Source organism: candidate division KSB1 bacterium (genome assembly GCA_024655945.1).
Lineage (GTDB): Bacteria > Zhuqueibacterota > Zhuqueibacteria > JANLFK01 > Oleimicrobiaceae > Oleimicrobium.
In genome coordinates this window covers 63,356-88,912 of the sequence record JANLFK010000015.1, presented here as the reverse complement: position 1 = coordinate 88,912, position 25,557 = coordinate 63,356, and the positions used below count along the sequence as shown (strand labels likewise).

Genomic DNA, 25,557 nt, shown 5'->3' with positions numbered 1-25,557 from the left:
CCGTGGGTTACGACGCCCGTCTCGTTTGCGCCCTGCGGTCACGGCTGTGAAGCTGGTGGGCCAGGGACGTTGCCGTAGGACAAAACGGGTTTCGTAACCTTACCCGAACCACGTGTTGGAGGAAAAAAACGGCCATCGTAACCGTAACCGGCGGACGTAACCCACGTAAGATACGGGCCTCGTGACCGTAACCGGTGGACGTAGCCTGATAAAGAGAGGGGCATCGTAACGGTTAGCGATAAGAGCATGGGATCATTGAAAGAAAAGAGAAGTCGGTACTCTCGCCTGCTGGATTCTGAGCTCAAGCGCATCGTCGGCCGGCTCGCGCATTTGCCAGAGGTTGAGAAGGTCATCGTTTTTGGCTCTTATGCCAGGGGGCGTAGCGACCTATTTACCGACCTTGATGTGCTGGTTGTAGTGAATCGTTCAGATTGTGATTTCGTTACCCGTACAGCCGCACTGTATGGCCGGCTTGTGCCGGCGGTCGACATCGATTTGCTCGTATACACAGCGGGAGAACTGCGTTCTCTTGCCGGCAATCCGTTTATCCAATATGCGTTGGCATCGGGAAAAGTAGTTTATGAGAAGAGCTCCTCTGGAACAAGGCTTGCGCTGGCTGGAGCAGGCGACTGAGGACTTGAAGTGGGCGCGCCATTTGGCGGAACAGGGCGCCTATCATCTTGCTTGCTTCCTGGCTCAGCAAGTCGCTGAGAAAGCCATTAAGGCATTTCTGTATGCGCAGGGAGAGGAGATTGTTCTGGGACATTCGGTGCAGAGGTTGTGTGCACAGGCCGCTGATTATCGCCCTGAGTTCTCTCAGAACGCAATGGAATGGAGCATTCTAGATGGCTACTATGTACCTACTCGTTATCCCAATGGCCTTCCTGACGGGATTCCGGCAAAGGTGTACACCAAGACTGCAGCACACAATGCAGTGGACATGGCCGGAGAGGCTGTGGACATGGTGAGGGATTTGCTTAAGGTTTGATGTGGATCGTCTAACGGTAACGGCTATCGGTAACGAGGCTCGTTGCGCGGAAACCTCTGACGGTTACGTGAATCGGTAACGAGGCCCGTTTGGTGGAGACGTCTGACGGTTACGTCTGTCGGTTACGAAGCCCGTGGTGGGGGGATGTGTGGCGGTTGCCTCAATCGGTAACGAAGCCCGTTTTCTCGATCGTCCGACGGTTACGTGAATCGGTAACGAAGCCCGTCGCGGTGACGTCCGTTAAGCTGGTGGACGAGGGACGTTGTCGTAGGACGAAACGGTCTTCGTTACCGTTACCGACTGACGTAACCGAACAACAACACGGGAATCGTAGCCGTTACCGTTTGACGGAGCCGGAAAGAGACGGGCGTCGTTACCGTAACCGATTGACGTAGCCGACCAAAGATACGGGCCTGGTAACCGTCACCGATGGACGTAACCGGATAAGAGAACAGGCTTCGTAACCGTTGCCGATGGATGGCTCACGGGCAGCAGGAGGCAGGGGGCGAGACGGCGAGCAACCTCGTTAGTGCCGTGGTCAAACTCCCATCCCCGATCGAATAGCCTGCCCCACTGGTAAGCACAAAGGACGGAAGCTCTTCATTGCATACGGACTTTCAACCCACAGTCATCGTTGGCGCATCGATTGCAGGGCTGTACTGCGCGCATCTCTTGGCGAGTCGGGGCCTGCGCGTGACGGTGTTCGACCAGCTGCCGCCGCAGCGTATGCCGCCGTCCAGGACCCTCATCGTCACCGGCGAGCTATTGAACCTGCTGCCGCAGGTGGCAGAGGCGGGTGTCATCAGGAACACGGTGAACGGCTTCCGGCTGCACACGGACGGGCACAGCCTGCACGTGCCGCTGCAGGAGCCGGACATCGTGGTGGAGAGGCGCGATCTGCTGGCGCTGGTGGAGCGCATGGCAGTGGAGAGTGGCGCAGAGCTGCGGCGCGGGTATGCCTTCCAGGGCATGTTGCCCACCGCCGACGGCCTGGTCTTGGAGTTCCGCGAGAAGGATTCTCTGCGCACGGTGCGGGTGCTTGCACGGAGCGTCGTGGCTGCCGACGGCGCGACCAGCCACGTGGCCCGCTGCGCCGAGCTGGACGGGCGGCCGCGCGTGCCCATCCTGCAGGCGAAAGTGGAACTGCCCCCCGCCTGCGACCCACACACCGTGGACACCTGGTTCGAGCCGGAGGCGACCCCGTACTTTTTCTGGCTGATTCCGGACTCGCCACGCACTGCGGCAGTGGGCCTCGCCGCGGAAAGTCCCCAGGAGGCAAGAGGTGCCCTGTTGGCTTTCCTCAATCAACACCGCCTGTGCCCGTTGGCCATGGAGGCGGCCTGGGTGCCGCTCTATCCTCTGCGCGCGCAGCCTGTGCGCAGGTTCGGCAGCGCCCAGGTCTACTTGGTGGGGGACTCCGCAGGGCAGGTGAAAGAAACCACCGTCGGCGGTACGGTCACGGGCCTGAAAGGGGCAGCGGCGGCTGCTGCGGCAATCAGCACGGGGAGCTCCTATCTTGAGCAGCTCAGGGAGCTGCGCCGAGAGTTACTTGCCCACCACCTGCTGCGCGTCTTTCTCAGTCGCTTCACCCGCCAGGACTACCTGCGGCTGTTTGCCTCGCTGAATCCCCGCGGACTCTCCTTGCTCGCCTCGCACAATCGCGACCACTTGGCGAGCATGCTCTCCCGTCTGGTCCTTGCCCAGCCTGGGCTGGTGGTGCTGGCGGCGCGCACGCTGTTGCGTGGCACGGCCAGGCCCACCGCCCGCCGTTGACTGCCTGCCCTCGTCTTCTTCATTGCGCGTAAGAGCTCCTTTCTTTCGTTGTCGTGCCTTGGGACTTTTACCTCGGGCAAACGAGGCCTATTTCTGGAGCCATCCATGTGCAGAATACGAGCGTCCCTGTTGACCGTGCTGCTCATTGTTGCCGCAGGAGTGTCGGCTCACGGGCAGGTGCTGCCCTTTGACCACTGGCTCAACCTGTACCTGAAAACTGCTGCCGCCTGCGCTGGTGGGGTCGAGCTGCACAGGGCAGTCTGGCCGCAGGACAGACAGACGGCAGCGTCCCTGGCCACTGCCCCGGTCGAAGCACACCCGGAGGTTCCTCTGCCTCCCTGGGCATATGACCTCTTGCGCGCTGAGCTGCAGCACGAGATAGCTGCGCGAAGGGAGGTGCACTTTGCGCCGGGAGTGTACGTCTATTTGCGGGTCCGGGCCACGCCTGATTCGGCAGAGGTGCCGGCCTTTACCGGGCATCCCCGGCAGAAGCAGCGCCTGGGCGGGATTAACGCTGCCGAGTGCGACTACGCGTTCGTCGAGTACACAGGCTCGTGGCTCACTGCCCGCTTTGGCCGGTTCAAGGAGTCGTGGGGTCCTGGGGATGGCAATAGCGTCTGGTTGAGCGCCTGGGGCCCGGCATACGATGGGGTGCTGGTGGAGCTGCGCTATAGGCGGTTCCAGTTTCGCGCGCTGACCGCTTACTTGGAGACCGAGGTCGATGGGCCTACCAAGGGGAACGTGCACCGCTACTTGGCCGCGCACATGCTCACCAATGGCAATGGGCGCAACCTGTGGCTCGGCCTCGGCGAGGGGATGCTCTACGCCGGCGTGGATCGGCCGCTGAGCCTGGCCTACTCTAACCCCTTCATGATGTACCAGGAATACGGGCGGAACGCCCGTACCAATGAGCTGAGCAAGAATCGCGACAACTGGTTCCTGATCGGCTGGGTCGAGTGGTTCCCGGTGAAACGCCTGCGCACCTAGGCCTTTCTGATGATCGACGACGTGCAGTTGGACCGCGAGCCCATTCCGGGCGCCACGGGGGTGCGTGCCGGGGCCTCGTATGTGCTGGGGCCCAGAGCAGGCGGGGTGCGCTACGATTACGTCCGGATTTCCACCTGGACGCACCGCCATCAGACGCCGCACATCAACTATGTGGCGCGAGGGCTGCCTTTGGGGTTCATGGAGGGGAGCGACATGGACAGGCACGAGGCGTCGTGGACGGGCTTTCCGTTGCGTTATGTGACGGCGCGGGCGTGGCTGGCCTACGAGCGGCGCGGGGAGTTAGACATCGTGCGCGACCCTTACAGGTTGCGGGAGTTCCCACATCATTGGTGCTTTCCATGGGGGGTGGTCGAGAAGGTGGTGGAAGGCGGCGTTGCCGCGCGCCTGCAGCCGTGGCGCAATGTGCTGCTGGAGGGTGGCCCGCAGTGGCGCCACAGGCGGGACGCGGGGCATGTGGAGGGCAAGAGCGCGGCAGAGCTAGTGGGCCATGTGGGGCTGTCGATAGCGGCGGACTCTTCCGTGCATCGGCCGTAAGCCACGGGGTCAGAGGACGAACTGCAACGACGGACCGCTGATGGCATGAGCAGACGGCTGGGAGCCGCGATGGGCCTCTTTTCTAGGAAGGGAATTGGGCGAGAACGTGCTTGGGTGTGCCTTTTGAGTGGACAATGCGCTCGGCAAAGGCTTTCTGGAGACGGTCGGAGAAAACACACCGATGGGCGAGCTTCGCAACGCGGGGCTGGCGACGAAGCAGGGGGAGAAGATGGACGTCGGATACGACGATGTGGGGGCACGAGACTACTGTCGGGATATCGTGGTGGAGGGAAGGACCATCCTGAACACCCAGGCGTGCGACTCGCTCAGCCCCACTCGCGAGGCGGCGCTGTTGCGCTATCTCAGCACCAAAGGATACCCTCTTGGTTACTTGCTGAATTTTGCCAGTGCAGGGAGGCTGCGGTTTGGGGCGATGGGTTTCTGAAAGGAGCGGGTACGGGTAGGCACAGGAAGCCAGGGTTCGTGGAAAGGCGGATGCCGGCTGGCGAAGGGAAGGAAGTGAATTTTGTTCTTGACTTTTTCGGGTGTCGGGGTTATCTTGTAGTTGGAAAAGGCTCAGAGGAGCCTCGAGAGAAGCCGAGGAGGGACAGGCCATGAAAAGGGGACTACGTGTCGCCATACTGCTTGCTTTCGCACCTGCAGTCGGGGTAGGCCAGACTATCAGCACCACCGTCTTCCCGCTCTACGCGGACGGGCGCAACACCGACGGGGCGACGCCATTCGCCGTCTTGGTCGAGATAGCCAATTGGTCTGCAAAGGCCGGGAAACAGGTAAACGTTCGTGTCACCACTGTGTCTGGCTCCAACTTCCTGATCTGGAAGGACGGCGCCTGGCAGAACGCGCAATACTACGACCATTGCCCGGTCCGCACGCTGGACGCAGGGGGCAACTGGTGCGGGTGGATTTTCCTGAGGGCCAAGAATGCCACGGCAGCCTTCCGGGCCTCCGCCCGCGAAGTAGGTCAAAGCGAAGGCCCCATCCTTGAGGACGCCTCTCACACTGTGACGTACATGAACATGTCCACCACCGGCGCCTGGGTCGAGGCGACGGCGGCAGCCAGTACGGCGGGGCTGGTGATTCTGGCGTACGACGCAAGTGACAACATCATCGGCGCCTACGCTGTGGAGGATAACGGGGTCAGCGAGGGCTACCCCAGCACTGCCGGCTATTTCAAGATGGCGGTGCCGGCCAACACTGCTATTAGGAAGCTCGAGGTCCGCGACGCCAGCGGTGGCACGGTCGCTACGCAGACCAGCCCGCTGTGGGGGTCTGGGGTGGCAGGTGGGACCACCAATCTCGATGACCAGTACGATGTGTCTCTCCCCGTCACGCTAACGTCCTTCCAGGCAGCGGTGGTGGCGGGTGGAGTGAGGCTCACCTGGGTGACGGACAGCGAGATCAATAACCGCGGCTTCTACGTGCTGCGCAGCGAGGGGGAGACGGCGCCGTACCGCAGCATCAGCCCGCTCATCCCGGGGGCGGGCAGCTCCGTGGACCCGCAGAGCTATCAGTACATCGACCGCACGGTCGCGCCGGGGCAGACCTACTGGTACAAGCTGCGCCAGGAGGATTTTGGCGGGCAGGTGGAGCTGTTCGGGCCGGTGGTGATCTACGTTCCAGTGGCTTCCGATGGGCAGCCGAGCACCGTGCCGACGCGCACGGCGCTGCTGGGCGGACACCCCAACCCCTTCAATCCCGGGACGACGGTGCAGTTTGCCTTAGCCGCTGGGCAGGAGGTGCAGCTGGCGATATTTGACTTGTGCGGCAGGTTGGTGCGCGCGTTGGTTCAGGGGGACGCCCCCGCCGGGGAGCACCAGGCGCGCTGGGACGGGCGCGACGATGGAGGCAGGGATGTTCCCGCAGGGGTGTATGTGTGTCACCTGCGCTGCGGGGATGGGTACCACGCCAGCGTCAAGCTTCTGAAGCTGCGGTGAGGGGTTTCGCGCCAAAGTATTGCCAGAGCTTATCGCGCAACGGGCGCAAAGTTCCGCTAAGGGGCGCCAAGGCGTCTGAGAAAGCCATAAGTTGGGGCTGGGTGATGCACTCTCAGGTTTCGTTGCGCTCTTTGCGGTGCCGTGGCGGACTTTGCGCGACTTCATCCCGGGCGTTCTTCGCGAGAACACAGGTCAGAAACCATGAGAGAGCCCCAGCATGAGGCGCGGGCCGCTGTAGTCCTTGGCGCGGCCCAGCTCCTGCCGAAAGGTCACGTACAGATAGTCGAACTCGGCCAAGGCGCTGCAGTGTCGGCCGAGCTTCACATCCAGACCCACCCCTAAGGTGGCGCCCCAGCCCCGCGCCGCGGGGGGGGCGCGCCGCACCTCCCGCCACTGCGCCTCCCATCCCCAGTAAATTGCCCCACCGTAGGCCACGTACGGCCTGAACGGCAACCCTTGCACCAACTCGTGCTTGAAGTCTAAGCTCACCGGCACCACGGTAAGCGAGCGCTCTCCGCCGTGTGCCCAGCAGCCTGCAGAGAGACGCAGCGACGTGCCGGAAAACGCCCGGCTGCTGAGCACGACGGCTAACCAGGGTGCGGTGGCCAGCGAGTCGAACGGCGACACCGACGCCTGGGCGGCCAAGCAATTGGGCTTGAACCAGCCGCCTGCCAGGCCGATGCTCGCTGCGCTCTCCTTGCCGTGCGCCGCGGCACACCACGCCATCAACGCCATGAGCAGGCCCGCCCGACGTGCCCTTCCTGCAAGCACGCGCGTGCCTCCCTGACCGCCCAGGCCGCTCAGCTCACTCCTTCTCCTGCCCCTCGGCACCCGGCTTGAACCCCAACTCGCGCATCCTCTGCTGCTCGGCGTGCAGCTTGATCTCGCCAAACTGGCTCTCGTACTTGCCCACGTTCTCCTGCAGGGCCAGGAGAAACGACTTGGCATGTTGCGGGGTCATGATGATGCGCGCGTAAACCTTAGTCTTGGGCACGCCGGGGAGCATGCGCGTAAAGTCGATGACGAACTCCGCCGGCGAATGGGTGATCAACGCCAAGTTGGAGTAAATCCCCTCCGCTTCTTTTTCCCCCAACTCGACACTAAGCTGCTGGGGCACCGGCTGCTGCATAGCTCTCCTCTCCTGGAGTTTTTCGACAGCGCTTGCTTGTTCCCTCCTCATCTCACGGTAGAGGGGCCGGTTCAGCGCCGCCGTAGTACAATGCATTGAAGAGCAGCTTGAAAGTCGCGTGCGCCTGCGCGCGATTGATGGGATCAAATCCGATGAGCACCACATGCCCTTTGCCCACCGGCACCTCCACGGCCGCCACGCGCTCGGCCAAGTGCTTCTCGCCCAACAACCAGCCGCTCTTGAGTAAGTGCTTTGCCGGATACTTGGCGATGACCTGAGCCTGCACGGTGAAGGACGGCACGAGCTTGTACGCAGCGCTGCGCGCAAAGTACGCCACGCTCTGCGCCTCCATGCCAAACGCGACCGGGTGAGAGGTGTTGTACTCGGCGGCTATAATCGACCCGGGACAGAAAAAGTCCGCGGCCTTGAGGTCCTTAACCACATTGGCCACCGGCAGCCCGAACTCGTTGATGAACAGCTCGCCGGCGCCGTCGATGGCGACGATAGAGCCGCCCTGGTCCACGAAGCTGCGCAGGTTGGCCAGACCTTCCGCCCCGATGCCCTTGGTGAACTCAGGAGGCGCCGTGCCTTCCGGTCTTCCTTCCAAAATTCCCTCTGCGTAAATGTCCGGGAAGTAGATGACGTCATAGCGTTCCCGGAGGCGCCCCGCCTTGATCTCCTCGTTGTGCAGGTTCGTGTAGGCAAAGCCATATTGCTCCAACACCCACCTGCTCCACCCTTCGTGCATGCTCGAGGTCCACGGCTGGTAGACGGCGATGCGCATGGGGTGCAGGCGATAGGCCTTGACGCGTGGCTTGCCGCCCACGCCTTGGATGCGCAGCCCCAAGTCGGCAGCGATCTTGCGCACCCTGTCCGGCGCTACCTTGCCGGTGGGGACGAGCACCGTGCCCGGCTCATAGCTCTGCCCGCCCACGGTGAATGCCTCGCCTGCCATGTACACAGGCGCCCCCTGGGCCAGCAGGCGGTTGATGGCTGCGTAGGTAGCGTTTTGTCGCGCGGAGAGCGCGTAGGCGTAGCGACCGCCACTCACCGCGCCGGGCTCGGCCTCCACCTTAGCCACGGCAGTGAGCTCTGCCCGGAAGGGCCGCTGCACCTCGATGCAGTTCACTCCCATCTGCAAGGGGAGGGTCCAGCCGGCGGCATCGTAGGGTCGAATAGGCGGGCCCTCCGGGTACTCGCGCAGATCCGGGTAGCGTTGCGGTTCCAAGAGGTCCTTGGCGAAGGCCCGGTAGGGTTGGGCCATGAGCACCACGTACGTGCCCGCCGGGTAAGTGACCCCGTCTGCGACGAAGGGAGCCTGGGCGCGATGCAGCTCCACGCCACCTTTGTGCAGCACCTCCAGCAGGGTGCGCGTGGCGCCAGGATCGGCCTGGTCAGGCGGAATCAGGAAGGCGTAGGGCGGCTCGCTCTCCCCTTTGGCGATGGCCCGCCTGCCCATCAGGTAGTGGTTGTAAATGAACTTTTCCTTCAGTTGCGCTGCTGCTTCCAGCAGGGAGTAGGCAGCGGCAAGGTCATAGTCGACGATGTCCCGCAGGCGCCACCAGCCGCCAGGCCAGGGGTCCGGGAAATTGGTGGCCATGCGGTACTCGGGAAAGCCCAAGCCGCCACCCTTTAGGTCTTTTTTCTCCTGGAAAATGGGCGAGGCGATGCGGCAGCTGGCCAGCTCGGTGAGCATGCCGACCATGTTGTGCCACCAGGCCGTCTGCAAGAAGGCGCCCTGCCACCAGGCGGTGAAGTAGATGCGCGTGGCCACGCCGCGGTAGCCTTTGGCCTGCAGGTCCATGGCCATGTGTTCGCCCAAAAGCGAGTTCTCCCAGGTGACCAGCGGGTCAGGGTTCGGGTTCAGGGGCTCCTGGTAGGGCGGCACGAAGATGCGCGGGCCGCTGTTGCCCATCTGGTGCATATCCAAGTAGATCTGCGGGAACCATTCCTGGTACATCACTTTGGTCACCAACTGCGATTCCACCTGGGTGAGCATGAAGGCGTCGCGGTTGTTATCGTGGCCCGTGTACTTGTGGTACAGCCACGGCATACCGCTCCCTTCGTAGGGGGTTTCTAAGTACTTGTCGTACCAGTCCTTGACCAGCACCAGGCCGTCCGGATTGAAGGAGGGCACCAGCAGAAAGACCTCGTTGTCCAGAATCTGGCGATTGGCAGGTGAATCGTCGGTGATGAGTCTGTAGGCCAGCTCTGGCGAAGCCTGGGTGGCGCCCACCTCCGTGGCATGGATGCTGCACGTGATGAGCACGACGATGGTCCCCTCGCGGGCCAGGCGCCGTGCCTGCTCCTCGGACAACCCGCGCGCCTGGGCAATGCGCCGGGAGTTGGCCTTCAGCTCGTCAAGGCGGGCCATGTTCGCCGGCGAGGAGATGATGGCCAGGATGAACGGATGGCCCATAGTGGATTTGCCCAGCTCGACTACCTGCAGCTTGTCAGAGGCCTGGTCCAGCTCCTTGAAGTAGGAGACGATCTGCTCCCAGCCGGCGAGCTTGTAGTCAGAGCCTAACTTGAAGCCGAAGAACTGCTCGGGAGCCGGGACCTGCTGCGAGAGGCCAACTGCAGGCAGGGAAATGGCGATAAGCATTGTTCCGATGAACACCGTCTGCCTTCTGCTCATGTGCTCGTCCTCCGTTGGCAATTCGCTGGCATGGCGGCAAATCTGAGCGCCCACGCGGGATGGCGAGTTCGAGGCGGTAGCACAGGCTCAGGTGTCCGCATGCGGCTACGGCCGCGGCAGGGTGCGCTCGCGGAAGCCCTTGCTCTGCAGCAGACGTTCCGCCTGCGGCAACTGCTCCAGAGCCGCGCGCAGTTGGTTGTCCGCCTGGATGGCGACCCGGTAGCGCCCCACATCGCCCCAGAAGATGAACGCCAATTCTCGCTTGAGGGCAAACTGGATGTCGCTCTTGTTCTGCTGGAACTCGCTGTCTGAGAAAGTGAAGCCGCTCTTGCGCACGTGTTGCGCAAAGGCAGTGAACATCTGCTCCGCGACGGTGAAGCGTTCCAAGTACTGCTCCAGGTCCTGGCCTATCTCGGGGTGCGCAGCGGCATAGCTTTCGCAAAAGGTGTAGAAGAGCCGCTCCTCGGCAAAGTAGAGGCGGCGGAAGGAGGCGGAAAGCTGGCGTCCTTCAGGTGCGACCATCACATCGGGGGTGATGCCACCGCCGCCGTACACGGTCCTGCCCAAGGAGGTCTGGAATGCCGGACGCGGGGGCTCTTCTTCCGGCGGCGTCTGGTCCTGGTAGCCGGCCTCGGCAAAGTATTCCTGGCGGCTCCGTTTGGCGAACTCGCGCTGAATGAGGCGGCCGCTGGGGGTGTAGTAGCGGGCGGTGGTCACCAACAGGGCCGAGCCGTCCTGGAAGGGGAACTGCGTCTGCACCAGCCCTTTGCCAAAGCTGGTCTGGCCGACGAGGAGCGCGCGGTCCCAGTCTTGCAAGGCGCCGGCGACTATCTCAGCACCGCTGGCCGAGGCATGGTCGATGAGCACCACCATGGGGATGATGGGAAAGGTCGCCTGGTCGGTGGCGATGAATTCCTGGCGGGAGGAGCTGACGCGTCCGCGCGTGAAGACGATGATTTTGCCGCCGGGCAAGAAGCGGTCGGCAACCTCCTCGGCTGCCTGCAGGTAGCCGCCAGCATTGCCGCGCAGGTCGAGGATCAAGCGCTTCATCCCCTGGCCGTACAGGGTGCGCAGCGCGTTGTCCAGCTCGGTGACCGTGGAGCCGGTGAAGCGGGCAATGCGCACGTACCCCACCTCCGGTCGCAGCAGGAAGGCGTCCGGCACGCTGGCTAAGGTGATCTGGCGCCGGACGAGCGTAAAGTCGCGGGGGCGATCCCACCCCTGCCGTTCCACGCTCACCGTCACCGTGCTGCCGGCCGGCCCCATGAGCTTCAGCGGCACCTCCTCGCGCTTGATGCCCACCACTGACTCGCCATTGACCTTGACGATGCGATCGCCGGGCAAAAGGCCGGCGGCGCAGGCCGGGCCGTCCTCGTTGACGCTGAGCACGGTGATCTTGTTGCGGATGATGTCGTAGCTGATGCCAATGCCGTGGTAGCCTTCAAAGTCCACTCGCCATTTGCCAAAGTCCTCTTTGGTGAGATAGACCGTGTGCGGGTCCAAACTGGCCAGCATCCCCTTGATGGCGTCCTCCACCAGCTGGCCCGGGTCGACTTCGTCCACGTAGTAGCGCTGTACCTTATCGAGAACCATGGTGAGGATTTTGGTCTTGACGTACAGGTTTTGCGCCACCTGGGAGACGGTGGAAAAGAATGGCCCGGCTAAGACGGTTAGGGTCACCGCTACGAGGAGGGACAAAGCTGCTAAGGTAATCTTCACCCGAGGACGCATGGCATCGCCTTTTGGAATTGAGGTCGCAGATTGCTCTGAGCTAATATACTGGAACTTGAGGGAAATTTCAAGCTCTTTGTGCCCTGGGCCTTCTCGCCATGGCCGCTAAGCTATCGCCACGCCACGTGCGCGAAGGAGGCAAAGGCCGCCATGGGCCACTTGAAAGAGCTACCTCACTACGTGCGCCAAGGGGCCGCAAAGGGCGCCACGGGGCATTTGAAAGTCCCAGCCCCGGTCTTCGTTTTTCTCTGAAGACTCTTGGCGTTCTTTGCGTGATCTGTGAAAAAAGGTTGACAATGTCGCGGAAATTAGCTATAATTGGCAAGCACAATTGCTCCCTTTAAGCCAATCCCGTGAGATCGGCAAGGGCCTGGGTGAAGCTTGCAAAGCCTTGTTGCGTTCTCGCCGAGGCTTTTTTTGTGCGCAGGAAGGGAAGATGCCGGAACAAAAGGTCAAAGCGGAGCTCATCGACGAGCAGGGGCTGGAGCGCACCATCACGCGGTTAGCGCACGAGATCTTGGAGCGCAATCGCGGTACGGAAAAGTTAGCGGTGGTGGGCATCCGCACGCGTGGTGCCCCCTTGGCGGCACGCATCGTGCGCAAGATCGAGGCGCTGGAGGGCAAGCGCATCCCCTTGGGCACGCTGGACATCACCATGTACCGCGACGACTTTCGCCGCAAGATCCCCATGGTGCGCGGCACCGACATCCCCTTCGAGATCGACGACATGAACGTGGTGCTGGTGGACGATGTGCTCTACACCGGGCGCACGGCGCGCGCCGCTTTGGACGCGCTCATGGACTTTGGCCGGCCGGCCACGGTACAGTTAGCCGTGCTGGTGGACCGCGGCCACCGCGAACTTCCCATTCGCGCAGACTATGTGGGCAAGAACGTGCCCACCTCCATCGGCGAGGAGGTGCAGGTGCGCCTCAAGGAACAGGACGGTGAGGACTGCGTGCTGTTGATTGCGGCCGAGGAGGGGAAATAGATGGAGTTCCGCCGCAAGCATCTTCTGGAACTCCAAGGGATGAGCCGCGAGGAGCTCACCCTCATCTTGGACACAGCCGAGACCTTCCGCGAAGTGTTAGAGCGCCCCATTCCCAAGGTGCCCACGCTGCGCGCCGTCACGGTGGCCAACGTCTTCTTCGAGCCCTCTACGCGCACGCGACTTTCCTTTGAGCTGGCGGAAAAGCGCCTTTCCGCAGACTTGGTCAGCTTCTCGGCAGCTACCTCTTCGGTGCTCAAGGGCGAGACCCTGAAGGACACGGCACGCAATATCGAGGCCATGAAGGTGGACATGGTAGTCATTCGCCACAGCGCAGCCGGGGCCCCGCACTTCTTGAGCCGTTGCTTGGCGGCCTCGGTCATCAATGCGGGCGACGGTTGTCATGAGCACCCCACGCAGGGGCTTCTGGACATGATGACCCTGCGCCACAAGTTCGGCCGGTTGGAGGGGCTAAAAGTCGCCATTGTCGGGGATATCGAACACAGCCGGGTGGCGCGCTCCAATCTGCATGGGCTGCGCACCATGGGCGCGGAGGTGCTCCTGTGCGGGCCTTCCACGTTGATGCCGGTGGAGGCGGAGCGCTGGGGAGTGGCGGTCACCCACGACCTGGATGAGGCCATCGCCTGGGCGGATGCGCTCAACGTGCTGCGCATTCAGCGCGAGCGCCAGGCTGCCGGGCTCTTCCCTTCGCTGCGCGAGTACCACGCACGCTTCGGCGTGACCAGGCGCCGGCTGGAACGCGCGGGCAAGGAGGTCACCATCCTGCATCCGGGTCCCATCAACCGCGGCGTAGAAATCGAAAGCGACTTGGCCGATAGCGAGTTCTCCGTGATCCTTGACCAGGTGACCAACGGCGTGGCCGTGCGCATGGCTGTGCTCTACCTGCTGGCCGGTGCACAGGGTGCGCTCCAAGGTTCATGACAGCACGAGGCACAACGTGAACCAGCCGAAACCTGCACAGAAAGTCTTGTTCAAAGGCGGCTCCCTGCTCGACCTGGACACGGGTAAAGAGACCCCTGAGGACATCCTCATCGTCGACGGGCGCATTGCCGAATTGGGCAAGGTGGAGATCGCTTCGTTCGACGGCGAGGTGATCGACGTCAGTGGCGCGGTTGTCGTTCCCGGGCTCATGGACATGCACGTGCACCTGCGCGAGCCAGGGCGCGAGGACGAAGAGACCGTGGAGACAGGCTGTCGAGCAGCCATGGCCGGCGGTTTCACCGCCGTCTGCCCCATGCCCAATACCGAACCCCCTGCCGACAAGCGGGAGGTGCTGGACTTTCTCAAGGAGCGAGCCGCTGGCCAGCTCGTGGAGCTTTTCCCCATCGCAGCCGTGTCCAAGGGGCGCAAGGGGGAAGAGATCGCGGAAATGGGCGAACTGGTGGAAGCGGGAGCCGTGGCCTTTTCTGATGACGGCGACCCTGTGCACAATGCCGCAGTGATGCGCCGGGCCTTGGAGTACGCCAGCATGTTCGGCCGGCCGGTCATCGACCACTGCCAGGAGTTGACTCTCAGCGCAGGCGGGGTGATGAACGAGGGCTTTGTCTCCACCAACTTGGGTCTGCCCGGCATGCCGGCCATTGCCGAGGAGATTATGGTGGCGCGGGACCTGTTCCTGGCCAAGTACACCGGTGGCAAATTGCACATCGCCCATGTCTCTACAGCCGGGGCAGTGGAGCTCATTCGCCGCGCGCGGGCTGAGGGCGTGCAGGTGACCTGCGAGGTGACACCCCATCACCTGACCTTGACCGACGAGGCGGTGGTTGGCTTCGACACCAACACCAAGATGAATCCGCCGCTGCGCACGGCTGCAGACGTGGAGGCCTTGCGGGCTGGGCTGCGCGATGGCACCATCCAGGTCATCGCCTCCGACCATGCCCCGCATGCCATCGAAGAGAAGGAGGTGGAATGCGCGGCGGCCCCGTTCGGCATCATCGGACTGGAGACGAGCCTCGGGCTGGTGCTGCGCGAACTGGTGGATGGCAAGGTGTTGAGCCTCGCCCAGGCGCTAAGGGCCATGACCGTAGGGCCGCGCGCCGCTTTGGGCCTTGAGCAGGTGAAGATCGCCAAGGGGGCAATGGCAAACCTGAGCTTCATCGACCCGCGGGCCGAGTGGGTGGTGGATCGCAGTCGCCTGCACTCCAAGTGTCGGAACACCCCGTTCCACGGCTGGAAGTTGCGGGGACTGGTGCTTGCCCTGTGCAACAAGGGGCTGTTTTGGTGCGCGGGGGGTTAGGAGAACAGCGAGCCCGCAGGGAACCCGCAGAAAACGAAAAAACATCTTGCTTCTTTGCAGCATTTTTGATACCTTTCCAAGCTCTTTGAACAGGGAGGAGGTAGCAAGGCTTGAAAACATTCGTACCGAAAAAGAAGGACATCGAGCAGAAGTGGTACCTGGTGGATGCGTCCGACCAGGTGCTGGGACGTCTGGCGAGCAGGATCGCACGCGTGTTGCGTGGCAAGCACAAGCCCATCTACACCCCGCACATGGATGTGGGCGATTTTGTCGTGGTGGTCAACGCCGCCCAGGTCAAGGTGACGGGCAAGAAGACCGAACAGAAGCGCTACTACCGTTACACCGGCTACCCAGGTGGCTTGCGCGTTGAGCAATATCACAAGCTCATGCGCGAGAAGCCGGAGCGGGTGTTGCGCCACGCGGTATGGGGGATGTTGCCGCACAACAGCCTGGGCAGGAAGCTCCTCAAGAAGCTGAAAATCTACCCTGGGCCGGAGCATCCACACCAGGCCCAGCAGCCGGAACCGCTGCCGCTCTCAGTGCGATAGCCGGCGCCGTTAGGATTGTGTCGGGACTTGTTCTTTGATAGGGAAGGTAGCCCAAGGGGTGAAAGAGGGGCGCAGCAGCGTTTCGTGGGGGAAAGCGAGCTCCACCTGAAGAAGAGCCAGCTTGCTTCCACGGGTGCGGTGGGACCTTCACTGGACCAGGACAGCAGCGACCGGAACGGGGTCTTTTCCCAGTTTATGGACCGGCGTGGGGCGCGCTCCAAGGGCGGCGAAAACGTGGAGGAGTTGCGCCTGGAGCGAAGAGGGCGAGATTGCTCGTTGACGGCACTGCCCTTGCGAGCGGTCTGGACCCCGCCGACCTCTTTCCCGCGCAGTGTTGCCCGATTCTTGAGAGAAGTTCGAAATAGAGGGGAGTATCCCTGCGTTGTGTTGGTCGCAATGGGCTGCGTGCTGCGCCGCAGGACAACTCACGAGGCGGCGCTCTCTGGGTCTGTGACAATCTGTTGTACCTCCTTGCTATCAATTGGTCGGACATTTCGCTCCCGGTGGCGCGGAGCGCATCCATGTTTGGGCTGCTGCACCGGACTGAGGGTGCTGATGCCATAGAGCTGCAGGTCGCAGAATAGGACGCTGCGCCACTTCAGAACATGAATCGCGGTAGGCGACAACAAGCAGCCAAGGGGGCGATGGTGTGGGAGCCGCCAAGGTCCCACGGCGAAGCGAGCAAGAGGCGCATGGGGATGGGAGAGGGCAGTGTAAGTTTACGTGCCTCTGGCTTTCTCCCAAGGGAACGGGGGTGGATTGTTGCGTACTGAAAGTACTCGAATGTTGCTACCTTGACCTGATGAGAGTGGCGCCTGGGAATGCTCTCCGGCGCGCTCAAGGACTGTGGTATCCTCCGAGATCGGGAGTGTTGAACGAACATGGTAACCAAGACTGTACACTATCAGGCAGTGGGAAGACGCAAAGACGCAGTCGCGCGCGTGCGGCTGATGCCCGGCAAGGGGCAGATGGTCGTCAACGGCAGGCCGCTCTTGGACTACTTCAAGCGGGAGACGCTGAAGATGATCATCGAGCAGCCGCTCCAGATTACCAACACCTTGGGCAAATTCGACATCATCGCCCGCGTGGATGGCGGGGGACTTTCCGGCCAGGCTGGGGCAGTGCGCTTGGGGATTTCCCGGGCGCTGGTCAAAGCCGATGAGACGTTGCGGCCGACCCTGCGCAGCCAGGGCTTCCTGACCCGCGACCCGCGCATGGTCGAGCGCAAGAAGTACGGTCAGCCGGGCGCGCGCAAGCGTTTCCAGTTCTCCAAGCGATAACCATCTGCCGACGTTATCACGCACACCTCTCTATGCCCTGAGGGGTGCCGCTATGTGCGGTTCTTAGGGGCCCGAGGAGAGGTGGAGGTTGAACCCCAACATGAGGTGAATTGCATGGCACAGGTGACTCTCCAAGACCTCCTGGTGGCCGGCTGTCATTTTGGCCACCTCACCCGCCGCTGGAACCCGAAGATGAAAAAGTTCATCTTCATGGAACGCAGCGGCATCCACATCATTGACCTGAAAAAGACCGAGGCCTGTCTGAAGCGCGCCTGCGAAGAGGTGGCGCGCATCGTGCGTGGCGGCGAAAAGATCCTCTTTGTGGGCACCAAGAAGCAGGCCAAGGACATTGTCCGCGCCGAGGCGGAGCGCTGCGGGCAGTTCTTCGTGACCGAACGCTGGCTGGGTGGCACCCTCACCAACTTTGTCACCATTAAGAAGAGCGCCAAGCGCCTCAAGGCGCTGGAGAAGATGGCCACCGACGGCACCTACGACCGCCTGTCCAAGAAGGAGATCCTCGCCCGGGAAAGGGAACGGGAGAAGCTCCTCAAGGCCATTGGCGGCATTGCCGACATGACCAGGGTGCCCGGTGCGCTCTATGTGGTGGACACCAAGAAGGAGGCCATTGCGGTGGCGGAGGCGAACCGCCTGAACATCCCCGTCATCGCCATTCTGGATACCAACGCTGACCCAGATCCCATCGATTTTCCGATCCCGGCCAACGATGATGCGTTCAAGTCCATCAGCCTGATTACGCGCGCCATTGCCGATGCCATTATCGAGGCGCAAGAAGGGACGGCGCTGGTACCGCCGGCAGCAGAGGAGGAAGAGCAGGTGGGCGAGCCGCCAGTCCCGGAAGAACACGTTGCCCCGGATGCCGCTGAATGGGAAGATCTGAGCAAGGAATAGCCTAGGGAAGGAGCGAAGATATGGACGTACCGGCTGCGCAGGTAAAGGCTTTGCGTGAAAAGACTGGCGCCGGCTTTATGGATTGCAAGAAGGCACTGGCAGAAACGCAGGGGGATGTTGAAAAAGCGATAGAGGTGTTGCGCAAGAAGGGCATCGCCACCGCCCAGAAGAAGGCTGGTCGCGAGGCACGCGAAGGAGTCATCGAGTCCTACATCCACCCTGGCAGCCGTCTGGGGGTACTGCTGGAGCTCAATTGCGAGACCGACTTTGTCGCCAAGACCGACCAGTTCAAGACGCTGGCACGCGACTTAGCCATGCAGGTGGCGGCCGCCAACCCCAGAGTGGTGCGCCGCGAGGAGCTGCCGGCAGAGGTTATCGAGAAGGAGCTGGAAATCTACCGCACGCAGGCGCGCAACGAAGGCAAGCCGGAGCAGGTGGTGGAACGCATCGCCCAGGGCAAGTTGGAAAAGTTCTATCAGGAAGTCTGTCTCTTGGAGCAGAGCTTCATCAGAGACCCGAACAAGTCGGTCAATGACCTCATCACCGAGTACATTGCCAAGTTGGGCGAGAACATCGTGGTGAGGCGTTTTGTTCGCTTCCAGCTTGGCGAGTAGGGGAGTGCGGTGCCGCTGGTGGAGCTAATGCCAGCGGCTCTTTCGTAAAGTAGAGCGTACCGAGGCAATTCGTGCAAGAACCCGTGTACAAGCGCATCTTGGTGAAGCTGAGCGGCGAGGCCCTCATGGGCCAGCAGGGACTCGGTATCGATCCGGCAGTGGTCAGCACCATGGCAGACGAAATCCGCGTGGTGCGAGAACACGGCGTGCAGGTGGGTGTGGTGGTCGGCGGTGGTAACATCTTCCGGGGCTTGTCGGCCAGCGCGCGCGGCATGGACCGCGTGACCGCCGACTACATGGGCATGCTGGCCACGGTGATCAATGCCCTGGCCTTGCAGGATTACCTGGAGCGCAAAGGGGTGCCCACGCGGGTGCTCACGGCCATCAAGATGGAGGCAGTGGCCGAGCCTTTCATCCGGCGTCGCGCCATCCGGCATCTGGAAAAGGGGCGCGTGGTCATCTTTGCCGCCGGCACAGGGAGCCCTTTCTTTACCACCGACACCACTGCCGCTCTGCGCGCGGTGGAGATCGATGCCGAAGTCATTCTCAAGGCCACCAAGGTCGATGGCGTCTACGACGCCGACCCGATGAAGCACCAAGACGCCACCATGTTCGATGCCATCAGCTACATGGATGTGGTGCGCAAGGGGCTCAAGGTGATGGACGCCACCGCGGTCACCTTGTGCATGGACAATAAACTGCCCATTATCGTCTTCAACCTCAACAAGCCTGGTAACCTGTTGCGCGTGGTGTTGGGTGAAAAGGTTGGAACGAAAGTGAGTGGTGAGAGCAATGGCTGACAACAAACCGGAAATGATCCTCCAGGACGCCAAGCGGCGCATGCGCGCCACTGTGGAGAGCATCAGTGCGGAGCTGGCCAAGATTCGCACGGGCAAGGCCTCGGCCGCCTTGCTGGATGCGGTGCGCGTGGAGTACTACGGGGCGCAGGTGCCCATCAAGCAGGTGGCCAATATCGGTGTGCCCGAGCCGCGCCTGATCACCATCCAGCCCTGGGACCGCACGGTCATCGGCGCCATCGAAAAGGCCATCCTGAAGGCTGACCTGGGGCTGAATCCCATCAACGACGGCCACCTCATTCGCCTGCCCATCCCGGAACTCACCGAGGAGCGGCGCAGGGAGCTGGTCAAGGTCTGCAAGAAGATCGCCGAAGAGGGTCGTATTGCCGCGCGCAACGTGCGCCGCGACGCCAACGACAAGCTGAAGTTGGCCGAGAAGAATCATGAGATCTCTGAGGACGACTCTCACCGCTACCAGGAGAAGGTGCAGGAGCTGACCGACGAGATCATCAAAGAGATCGACCAGCTTCTCGAGAAGAAGGAAGCCGAGATCATGGAGGAGTAGGGGCTCGCGTGGCGAGACCGAGAGGGCTATGGGCACGGCCGTCGGAGAACACCGGCGGCCGTTTTGCCTGGAGCCGGGCCGAATTTGTGCAGCAGAGGTGAACGTGGGCAAAGAGACAATGACACCGCGCGAGAGGTGGCTCGCGGTGCTCAAACGTCAGAAGCCAGACCGTGCTCCCATGGACTACTGGGCCACGCCGGAGACCACGGAGCGCCTCATGCGTCACCTGGGGTGCAGCAGCAGAGAGGAGCTCTTTGCGCGCCTGCACATCGATGCCCCGGTGCGGCTGACTCCCCGCTACGTCGGGGTTGCCCTGCCGCCGGACACTGACGTGTTCGGCTGCCGCTTCCGCACGGTGGATTACGGCACCGGCACCTACAGCGAGTGCATCCACCACCCTTTGGCGGATTTCCGCTCGGCGGCCGAGATCGAACGCAACTACACTTGGCCGAGCGCCGACTGGTGGGACTATGCCGACATCAAGAAGCAGGCCAAAGAGAACGCCCGCTGGCCCTTGGCTGGCGGCCTGTACGAGCCCTTTTTGACCTACAAATACCTGCGCGGTGACGTGCAGGCGTTCATCGACCTGCTGGAAAACCCGGAGATGGTGCACTACTGTCTGGACCATCTGCTGGAGCTCTCTTACCAGGAAGCGATGCGCATCTACGAGCAGGCGCCAGGCCAGGTGACCTATACCTACGTGGCCGAAGACATGGGCGGCCAGAACGACCTGCTTTTCTCGCCGGAGGTCATCCGAGAGTTCTTTCTCCCCAGAATGAAGAAGATGATCGACCTTGCCCACCAGGCGGGGGCGTTCGTCTTTCACCACAATGATGGGGCCATTCGGCGCATCATTCCTGACATGATCGAGGCGGGCATCGATATCCTCAACCCCCTGCAGTGGCGCACCCCGGGCATGAAACGCGAGGGCCTGAAGCGCGACTTTGGCCGGAAGGTGGTGCTGCACGGCGGCGTAGACAACCAACACACGCTGCCATTTGGCACGGTGGAAGAGGTGCGGCAGGAGGTGGTGGACAACCTGCGGATCTTGGGTGAAGGCGGCGGCTACATCTTGGCGCCGTGCCACAACATCCAGCCCATCACGCCACCGGAGAACATCGTGGCGATGTACCAGGCCGGGCTTGAATACGGGTGGCAGTGAGCCTCAAGAGCACAGCCTGGCAAGTGCGTGGCCGGGGTCATGGGGAATGGCGACGGGCGGAGCCCGCTGTCTTGCAGCCTTTTCCGGCCGTGCGTCCGGCCAGCTCGGCAAGAGAGACCCTTCTTGTCCTCAATAGCAGCGTTATCAGTCGTTAGCTCCCAGCCATCCGGCAAGCAAGATAGCCACAGCTCCACCCATTCGGCTGCTGTCGAAGTTATTCCCTCCCCGTGCTGTTCCCCGACCCCGTCCGTCTACTCGACCAGCTGCGGGAACTCGGTGATGCGGATGTTGCTGCAGCCGTAGGGGATCAAAGTGACATCCTCGAGCGGCTGCTCGGAATGCACTGGGCTTGGCGGTGTTTCACCTGCCCAGCCGTGTTGCAGCTTCCAGTTGGGGAGTCGTCTCCCCTTCGCCTTGGCCACAATGCCTGCCCCTTGCGGCGAAAAGGGCGGCGAGCCCACCGGGCGCTCTTCGAAGGACAGGGAGTGCTCCGGGTTAGCGGCATCTACCCGCAAGGCATAGTTCCACGGCGTGGTAGGACGGACCTCCCAGTCGGCGTGCGGCGGCTGCCGATACGGCTTGTCTTGATTCACCTGCTGCCACTCCTCGCCAATCAGCAAGGAGAACACCAGCGGACCGCGCACGATGGCGACGGCGTCGTTGTAGCGCTGCTCCACGCGAGGCCGCATGGGGAGTTCCAGGGTCAGGCGAGTGCTGCCTCGCCATTCCCGTTCGATTTTGGCAAAGCTCCCCGGGCGCAGGGGCGAAGAAACCAGTCCTGGCACATCCACCTTTGCCCCCTCGGCCCACGCCGGGATGCGCAACCAGAGAGGGAAACGCACCGGCTCTTTGCTGTCGATGACAAACGACAGCTGCTCCCGGAAGGGATAATCGGTCTCCAAGGTCACGGTGACCGGCTTGCCCTTGACTTGTGCGACCACGGCGCTCGGGGCGTAGGCCACCGCGGCCAGCCCTTGGTCAGGGGTGCGCATCCACAGGTGGGCCGCCAACTTTGGCCACCCCTGGTGCATGTTGGCCGTGCAGCAGCCAAAGTTCGGCTCCAGGCCGTAGATGTTCGACTCTGGCCCGTTCGTGGTCCAGAGATGCTCCTCGTTGATGGTGCATTGCACTTGGTTGACCTGTTGGTCGTACTGGTGGGCCCACATGTCCGGCGAGAAGGTCGCCGGCAGCGCGTTGAAGGCGATTCTCTCCAAGCGGTCGGCGAGCGCCGCCTCCCCTAAGATGGACACCAGCTGTTCCAACGAGTACATCATCTCCACCACGGCGCACAGCTCAGTGCCTTGCAGGGGATTCTTGCCCGCCAGGCATTCGTCGCCGCTGAACATGCCGTTCACCTGCCCATGGTAGCGGTCCAGCAGGGCGATCATCTCCGCAGGGAAGTGCCTGTCCTGGGGCGCGCCGCTCAGTTGCCACCAGAGGGCTCCCGACTTGACGGCCATGGCGGTGTTCACCACGTGCTTGGTCCATTTCCACAGGCCGCGACGCGGCGTAGGGACGGTCACGTCCTCCTGGCGGTAGAAGCTTGGATAGTCAAACCCCTGCTCGTGGTGGAGGCGGGCCAGGTCGAGGAGCCACACCTCGCCCGTGTGGCGATAGGCGTAGTAGACGGCAATGAGGTCCTCGAACCAGCGGAACTTGCCCCAGTTGAACAGGGGATAGTGGCGCAGGTGCTGGTCCATGGCTTTCAGGCAGCGCAGCACTGCCTGCAGGGCACGGTCGTCACCGGTGAGCTCGTGGTAGTGGACGAGCACCTTGTTCATCAGGAAAAATGCCCAGATGTCGTACTGTTTTGTGGCGCTCTGGTCCGGGGGCACATAGGTGCCGTACCAGCCGTCCTCGCGTTGGCCGGCGAGGATCTGCTCGATGCGGGCGGTCGCTTTCTCTTTGAGCGTCGCGTCCTCCAAGAGCCAGGCCAGGGGGATGAGACCGTCCAGCCAGTAGGGGGCGCGTTCCCAGCCTTCGGCGTCGCCGCCGAACCATTTGCTGTGGGCCACATCGGGCCAGAATTCGTCCAGGTGGCCAGTCAGGCCTTCGGCCTGGATGCGCAGCTGAGCGCGCAACCAACCCAGAGGGCGAATGGCCGAGGCAGGCAGGGGGGTCAGGAGCGGCGGGCGCAGGCCCTTACCTCGCGGCGCGCGCCAGGGAACCCGTGCCCGTGGCGCCGAAAAGCTTTCCCCTATAGCAGGCACGAGAAGCGTTGTCAAGGCCCCTGCTCCCATGGAGGTCATGAAGCCGCGCCTGTTCACAAGCATTGCCGTCTTTCCTCCTTTCTGTCACCGTGCATCAACCTCTTGGGCAAGATGGGATTGCCCGCTCACTGTGCGCTGTAGTAGCTGATCATGCGCGAGATAGCTCGCTGGCACACCCTGCAGAACTGGTCGTCTGGACTGGAAATCATCAGGCAGTAGACCATCGGCCGATAGAGGCCCTTGGAGGCGTACCCCGCGCCTTCGAACACGCCCACTTTGTCCCGAAGGTGGGCGTGTTCCTTGCGCACCTCCTCGATCTGCGCGTCCAGACGAGTTGTCGTCTTGCGATACTTCGCGCGGATCTTGTCCAGCTGCGCCTGGCTGGCCCCTGACTTGCTTGCGTGTTCCAGCTCCTGCGCCATGGCCCGGTTTGCCTTTTGCCGCTCCGCCTGCAGGCTGTCCAGGCGCTCCTTGCCCCAGTCCGTGGGCAGCGGCAGACCCGGCGACACCAGGTCTTTCCACTTCAAGAGCTCTGGGTTCAGGAAAGCGGTGATGTTCGGCTCCAAGGGTTCCACTCCCGGTGGGTAAAACTCGTTGTAGGCCACCTCGGAGGCGTAGTATTCGTCGGCAAGGCCGGCAAAGGAGTGGCCCAGCTCGTGCAGGAACACCCGCTTGCTGGCAGGGTTGTCCACCGTGGTGATGCAATAGTCGTTGTAGATGCCGCCCCCGCCGTAGCGCACGCTGTTGACGAGCACGACGATGGCGTCGTAGGGCACCTGGCTGGCGGTGGCGCGCAGCTGCCAGTTCTCCTCGGTGAGCATGTAGCGGTCCAGGTCAAAGGCGTTGAAGGAGGCGTTAAAGGCAGTGCGCTTGAAGGAGCCTTGCCTGGGTTCGTCCATCCCCGACTCCGGCGAAGGCTTGAACAGGCCGCGCACATTGATTTTGTCGGTGTGTTCGGCATAGGGTGGCGTGGCAAAGAGGTAGCCGATGAACCGGTCCACGTCCTTTGTGAACTTGTCTCGCTCCGCCGCCGTGTACCCCTCGGCGACAAAGACAAGGTCGACTGCCCCCTGGGGAGGGCCGACCACGTGCGCCTCGTACACTTCCGCGTCGCCCGGAGCGCTCTCCCGGACGATGTGGTAGTCATTGGGATCAATGAAGGTCGTGAAGAGGACGTCGGGGGCGTTCTGCTTATCCCGTGCCTCGATGGCCAGGAGCACCGGGTACTTAGGGTACGGCACGCGCAGCGCGCGTTGAAAGACCCGCTTGGTGTGCTGCAAAGCAGGGGTGGTGGTCTTGTATTCGCCGAACATGCAGTCGAAGCCGCGCGAGTAGATGAGGCAATTGCTGGCCACGTCGTAAAGCTTCACCGTGTAGCGACCGTTGTTGAAGGGGTCGAGGAGCTGGGTTCTGGTCTCTGGCCAGGTAGGTTCCTCGCAGAGGCGGTGGACGGTAATGAACTCCTCGTGCGCATCGCCCACCTGGCAGAGCTCTACGCGCAAGGCCTTGTCGATGAAGAATTGCTCGAAGGTGGGCGCAACTTGCCCACTGCCCACTGACACCAGAAAGAGAAGGCTGCTCAGCACCACGATCACTCGTGTGCACATAACCAGTTCCTCCTTCGCTACCTTGCAGGCCTGCAGGGTCATGTGCTCGCTGTGCGTAGGGGCGCAGGGAGGTTGAGGTAAAGCTCCCGGACGAGCTCGTGAAGACGCGTGGCGAACGGGGCCACCTCCGCTTCGGCGTAGCCGTTGCCTTCGTAGTACTGGACCGGGCCGATTGAGATGAGGCGCCGGAAAGGATGCACGGCAATCGGCACCACCGGCAGGGACAGGCCGGTGCGCTCCCGAAACATTTGGCACAGGTGGACAAAGCCGAATTTGAATGGGTACATCATCGTGGTGGGATCCATGGACAGGGCAGGGTCCTCCGGGAAGATCAGGATGTTCCTGCCGTGGAAGAGGAGCGAAAGGCTGCGTCGGAATGCTGCCCCCGTCCAGGTGCTGTGCGTTTCCACTGCCACACAGCCCAAGTTGCGCAGAAGTGGCACGGTGATGGTGCTGATGAGCTTGGCGAGCAAGCGACCGAAGTAGCCCTCTAAGTGCAGGGTCGGCTGGACGAATTGTTGCAGGAGGTAGGCTGGCGAACGGCGGCGATCCCTGAGGTCGGCAATCACCCAGGGATGGAAACGTACAGGGAGGGAGAAGAAGAGCATGATGGGACCGGTGCTGCCCACATGGTTTGCCACCAGGAGCGCAGGCCCGCTGGCGGGCAGGTTGGACAGGCCGACCACCTCATAACGAAACAAACAGCGCAACAGGCGCAGCGTCTTGTACAGGGCGTCGGACAATCAGCGTCCTTTCATTGGTAGAACGTTCGGCACTTCTCCATCGTCGTTTCCTCATTCTGCACAGCCACCACCGGCGTGCATATGTTAAGAAAAAAAGCGGACAGACGCAAGCAAATTCTGCGGG

24 protein-coding genes are annotated in these 25,557 nt (G+C 62.3%); 17 read left to right on the top strand and 7 right to left on the bottom strand.

Features of this window, described 5'->3' with window-relative positions; translation table 11 throughout:
- Positions 1 to 246 precede the first annotated feature (246 nt).
- The 7 genes from NUW13_14890 (at position 247) to NUW13_14860 (ending at position 6,258) form a co-directional block, all read left to right on the top strand.
- Positions 247 to 633 carry a nucleotidyltransferase domain-containing protein gene (locus NUW13_14890; GenBank protein ID MCR4440307.1) on the top strand — a complete coding sequence of 129 codons (387 nt, stop codon included), beginning with the start codon at positions 247 to 249 and terminating at the stop codon, positions 631 to 633.
- The gene (locus tag NUW13_14885; protein MCR4440306.1) at positions 581 to 988 is read left to right on the top strand and encodes a HEPN domain-containing protein; all 408 of its coding nucleotides are present in this window, start codon (positions 581 to 583) and stop codon (positions 986 to 988) included. Before NUW13_14890 ends, NUW13_14885 begins: the two co-directional genes overlap by 53 nt.
- 603 nt (positions 989 to 1,591) lie before the next feature.
- A complete protein-coding gene (locus NUW13_14880) occupies positions 1,592 to 2,761 on the top strand; it encodes an NAD(P)/FAD-dependent oxidoreductase (protein ID MCR4440305.1) in 1,170 nt (389 codons plus the stop codon).
- A 105-nt stretch (positions 2,762 to 2,866) separates the two neighbouring features.
- A complete protein-coding gene (locus tag NUW13_14875; GenBank protein ID MCR4440304.1) occupies positions 2,867 to 3,748 on the top strand; it encodes a hypothetical protein in 882 nt (293 codons plus the stop codon).
- Between the two features lie 9 nt (positions 3,749 to 3,757).
- Positions 3,758 to 4,303, top strand: a complete 546-nt coding sequence (locus NUW13_14870; protein ID MCR4440303.1) for a hypothetical protein — start codon at positions 3,758 to 3,760, stop codon at positions 4,301 to 4,303.
- A 127-nt stretch (positions 4,304 to 4,430) separates the two neighbouring features.
- Positions 4,431 to 4,748, top strand: a complete 318-nt coding sequence (locus tag NUW13_14865) for a GxxExxY protein (protein MCR4440302.1) — start codon at positions 4,431 to 4,433, stop codon at positions 4,746 to 4,748.
- A gap of 169 nt (positions 4,749 to 4,917) precedes the next feature.
- Positions 4,918 to 6,258 (top strand): hypothetical protein, encoded by a 1,341-nt coding sequence (locus NUW13_14860; protein ID MCR4440301.1) that lies wholly within the window; start codon positions 4,918 to 4,920, stop codon positions 6,256 to 6,258.
- A 192-nt stretch (positions 6,259 to 6,450) separates the two neighbouring features.
- On the opposite strand, the gene NUW13_14855 is transcribed toward NUW13_14860, so the two are convergent.
- From NUW13_14855 to NUW13_14840, 4 genes are all read right to left on the bottom strand, one after another.
- A complete protein-coding gene (locus NUW13_14855; GenBank protein MCR4440300.1) occupies positions 6,451 to 7,029 on the bottom strand; it encodes a hypothetical protein in 579 nt (192 codons plus the stop codon).
- Between the two features lie 34 nt (positions 7,030 to 7,063).
- Positions 7,064 to 7,387, bottom strand: coding sequence for a DUF3467 domain-containing protein (locus NUW13_14850; protein ID MCR4440299.1), 324 nt, complete (start codon positions 7,385 to 7,387; stop codon positions 7,064 to 7,066).
- 52 nt (positions 7,388 to 7,439) lie between these two features.
- Complete coding sequence (locus NUW13_14845; protein ID MCR4440298.1) at positions 7,440 to 10,025, bottom strand: M14 family zinc carboxypeptidase; 2,586 nt, start codon at positions 10,023 to 10,025, stop codon at positions 7,440 to 7,442.
- 105 nt (positions 10,026 to 10,130) lie between these two features.
- Complete coding sequence (locus tag NUW13_14840) at positions 10,131 to 11,756, bottom strand: S41 family peptidase (protein MCR4440297.1); 1,626 nt, start codon at positions 11,754 to 11,756, stop codon at positions 10,131 to 10,133.
- 436 nt (positions 11,757 to 12,192) lie between these two features.
- Here NUW13_14840 and pyrR point away from each other — a divergent pair, with 436 nt between their 5' ends.
- The 10 genes from pyrR (at position 12,193) to NUW13_14790 (ending at position 20,873) form a co-directional block, all read left to right on the top strand.
- Positions 12,193 to 12,744, top strand: a complete 552-nt coding sequence (gene pyrR, locus NUW13_14835; protein ID MCR4440296.1) for a bifunctional pyr operon transcriptional regulator/uracil phosphoribosyltransferase PyrR — start codon at positions 12,193 to 12,195, stop codon at positions 12,742 to 12,744.
- Positions 12,745 to 13,683 carry an aspartate carbamoyltransferase catalytic subunit gene (locus NUW13_14830; protein ID MCR4440295.1) on the top strand — a complete coding sequence of 313 codons (939 nt, stop codon included), beginning with the start codon at positions 12,745 to 12,747 and terminating at the stop codon, positions 13,681 to 13,683.
- Between the two features lie 16 nt (positions 13,684 to 13,699).
- Positions 13,700 to 14,998 (top strand): dihydroorotase, encoded by a 1,299-nt coding sequence (locus tag NUW13_14825; GenBank protein MCR4440294.1) that lies wholly within the window; start codon positions 13,700 to 13,702, stop codon positions 14,996 to 14,998.
- Positions 14,999 to 15,108: 110 nt separating this feature from the next.
- Entirely contained in the window at positions 15,109 to 15,546 is a 438-nt protein-coding gene (gene rplM, locus NUW13_14820; protein MCR4440293.1) for a 50S ribosomal protein L13, read from the top strand.
- A gap of 881 nt (positions 15,547 to 16,427) precedes the next feature.
- Positions 16,428 to 16,826 (top strand): 30S ribosomal protein S9, encoded by a 399-nt coding sequence (gene rpsI / locus NUW13_14815; protein ID MCR4440292.1) that lies wholly within the window; start codon positions 16,428 to 16,430, stop codon positions 16,824 to 16,826.
- Between the two features lie 114 nt (positions 16,827 to 16,940).
- The gene (gene rpsB / locus NUW13_14810) at positions 16,941 to 17,735 is read left to right on the top strand and encodes a 30S ribosomal protein S2 (protein MCR4440291.1); all 795 of its coding nucleotides are present in this window, start codon (positions 16,941 to 16,943) and stop codon (positions 17,733 to 17,735) included.
- Positions 17,736 to 17,755: 20 nt separating this feature from the next.
- Positions 17,756 to 18,349 carry a translation elongation factor Ts gene (tsf, locus tag NUW13_14805; GenBank protein MCR4440290.1) on the top strand — a complete coding sequence of 198 codons (594 nt, stop codon included), beginning with the start codon at positions 17,756 to 17,758 and terminating at the stop codon, positions 18,347 to 18,349.
- A 71-nt stretch (positions 18,350 to 18,420) separates the two neighbouring features.
- The gene (pyrH, locus tag NUW13_14800) at positions 18,421 to 19,149 is read left to right on the top strand and encodes a UMP kinase (GenBank protein ID MCR4440289.1); all 729 of its coding nucleotides are present in this window, start codon (positions 18,421 to 18,423) and stop codon (positions 19,147 to 19,149) included.
- Positions 19,142 to 19,711 (top strand): ribosome recycling factor, encoded by a 570-nt coding sequence (gene frr, locus NUW13_14795; GenBank protein ID MCR4440288.1) that lies wholly within the window; start codon positions 19,142 to 19,144, stop codon positions 19,709 to 19,711. The genes pyrH and frr overlap by 8 nt, the downstream gene beginning before the upstream one ends.
- Before the next feature lie 118 nt (positions 19,712 to 19,829).
- Positions 19,830 to 20,873, top strand: coding sequence for a uroporphyrinogen-III decarboxylase-like protein (locus NUW13_14790; protein ID MCR4440287.1), 1,044 nt, complete (start codon positions 19,830 to 19,832; stop codon positions 20,871 to 20,873).
- Between the two features lie 251 nt (positions 20,874 to 21,124).
- Here the strand turns inward: NUW13_14790 and NUW13_14785 are convergent, their stop codons facing one another.
- From NUW13_14785 to NUW13_14775, 3 genes are all read right to left on the bottom strand, one after another.
- A complete protein-coding gene (locus NUW13_14785; protein MCR4440286.1) occupies positions 21,125 to 23,146 on the bottom strand; it encodes a glycoside hydrolase family 127 protein in 2,022 nt (673 codons plus the stop codon).
- 62 nt (positions 23,147 to 23,208) lie between these two features.
- On the bottom strand, positions 23,209 to 24,690 hold the full coding sequence (locus NUW13_14780) for a M64 family metallo-endopeptidase (GenBank protein MCR4440285.1): 1,482 nt from the start codon (positions 24,688 to 24,690) through the stop codon (positions 23,209 to 23,211).
- A gap of 38 nt (positions 24,691 to 24,728) precedes the next feature.
- Positions 24,729 to 25,433 (bottom strand): hypothetical protein, encoded by a 705-nt coding sequence (locus NUW13_14775; protein MCR4440284.1) that lies wholly within the window; start codon positions 25,431 to 25,433, stop codon positions 24,729 to 24,731.
- Positions 25,434 to 25,557 lie beyond the last annotated feature (124 nt).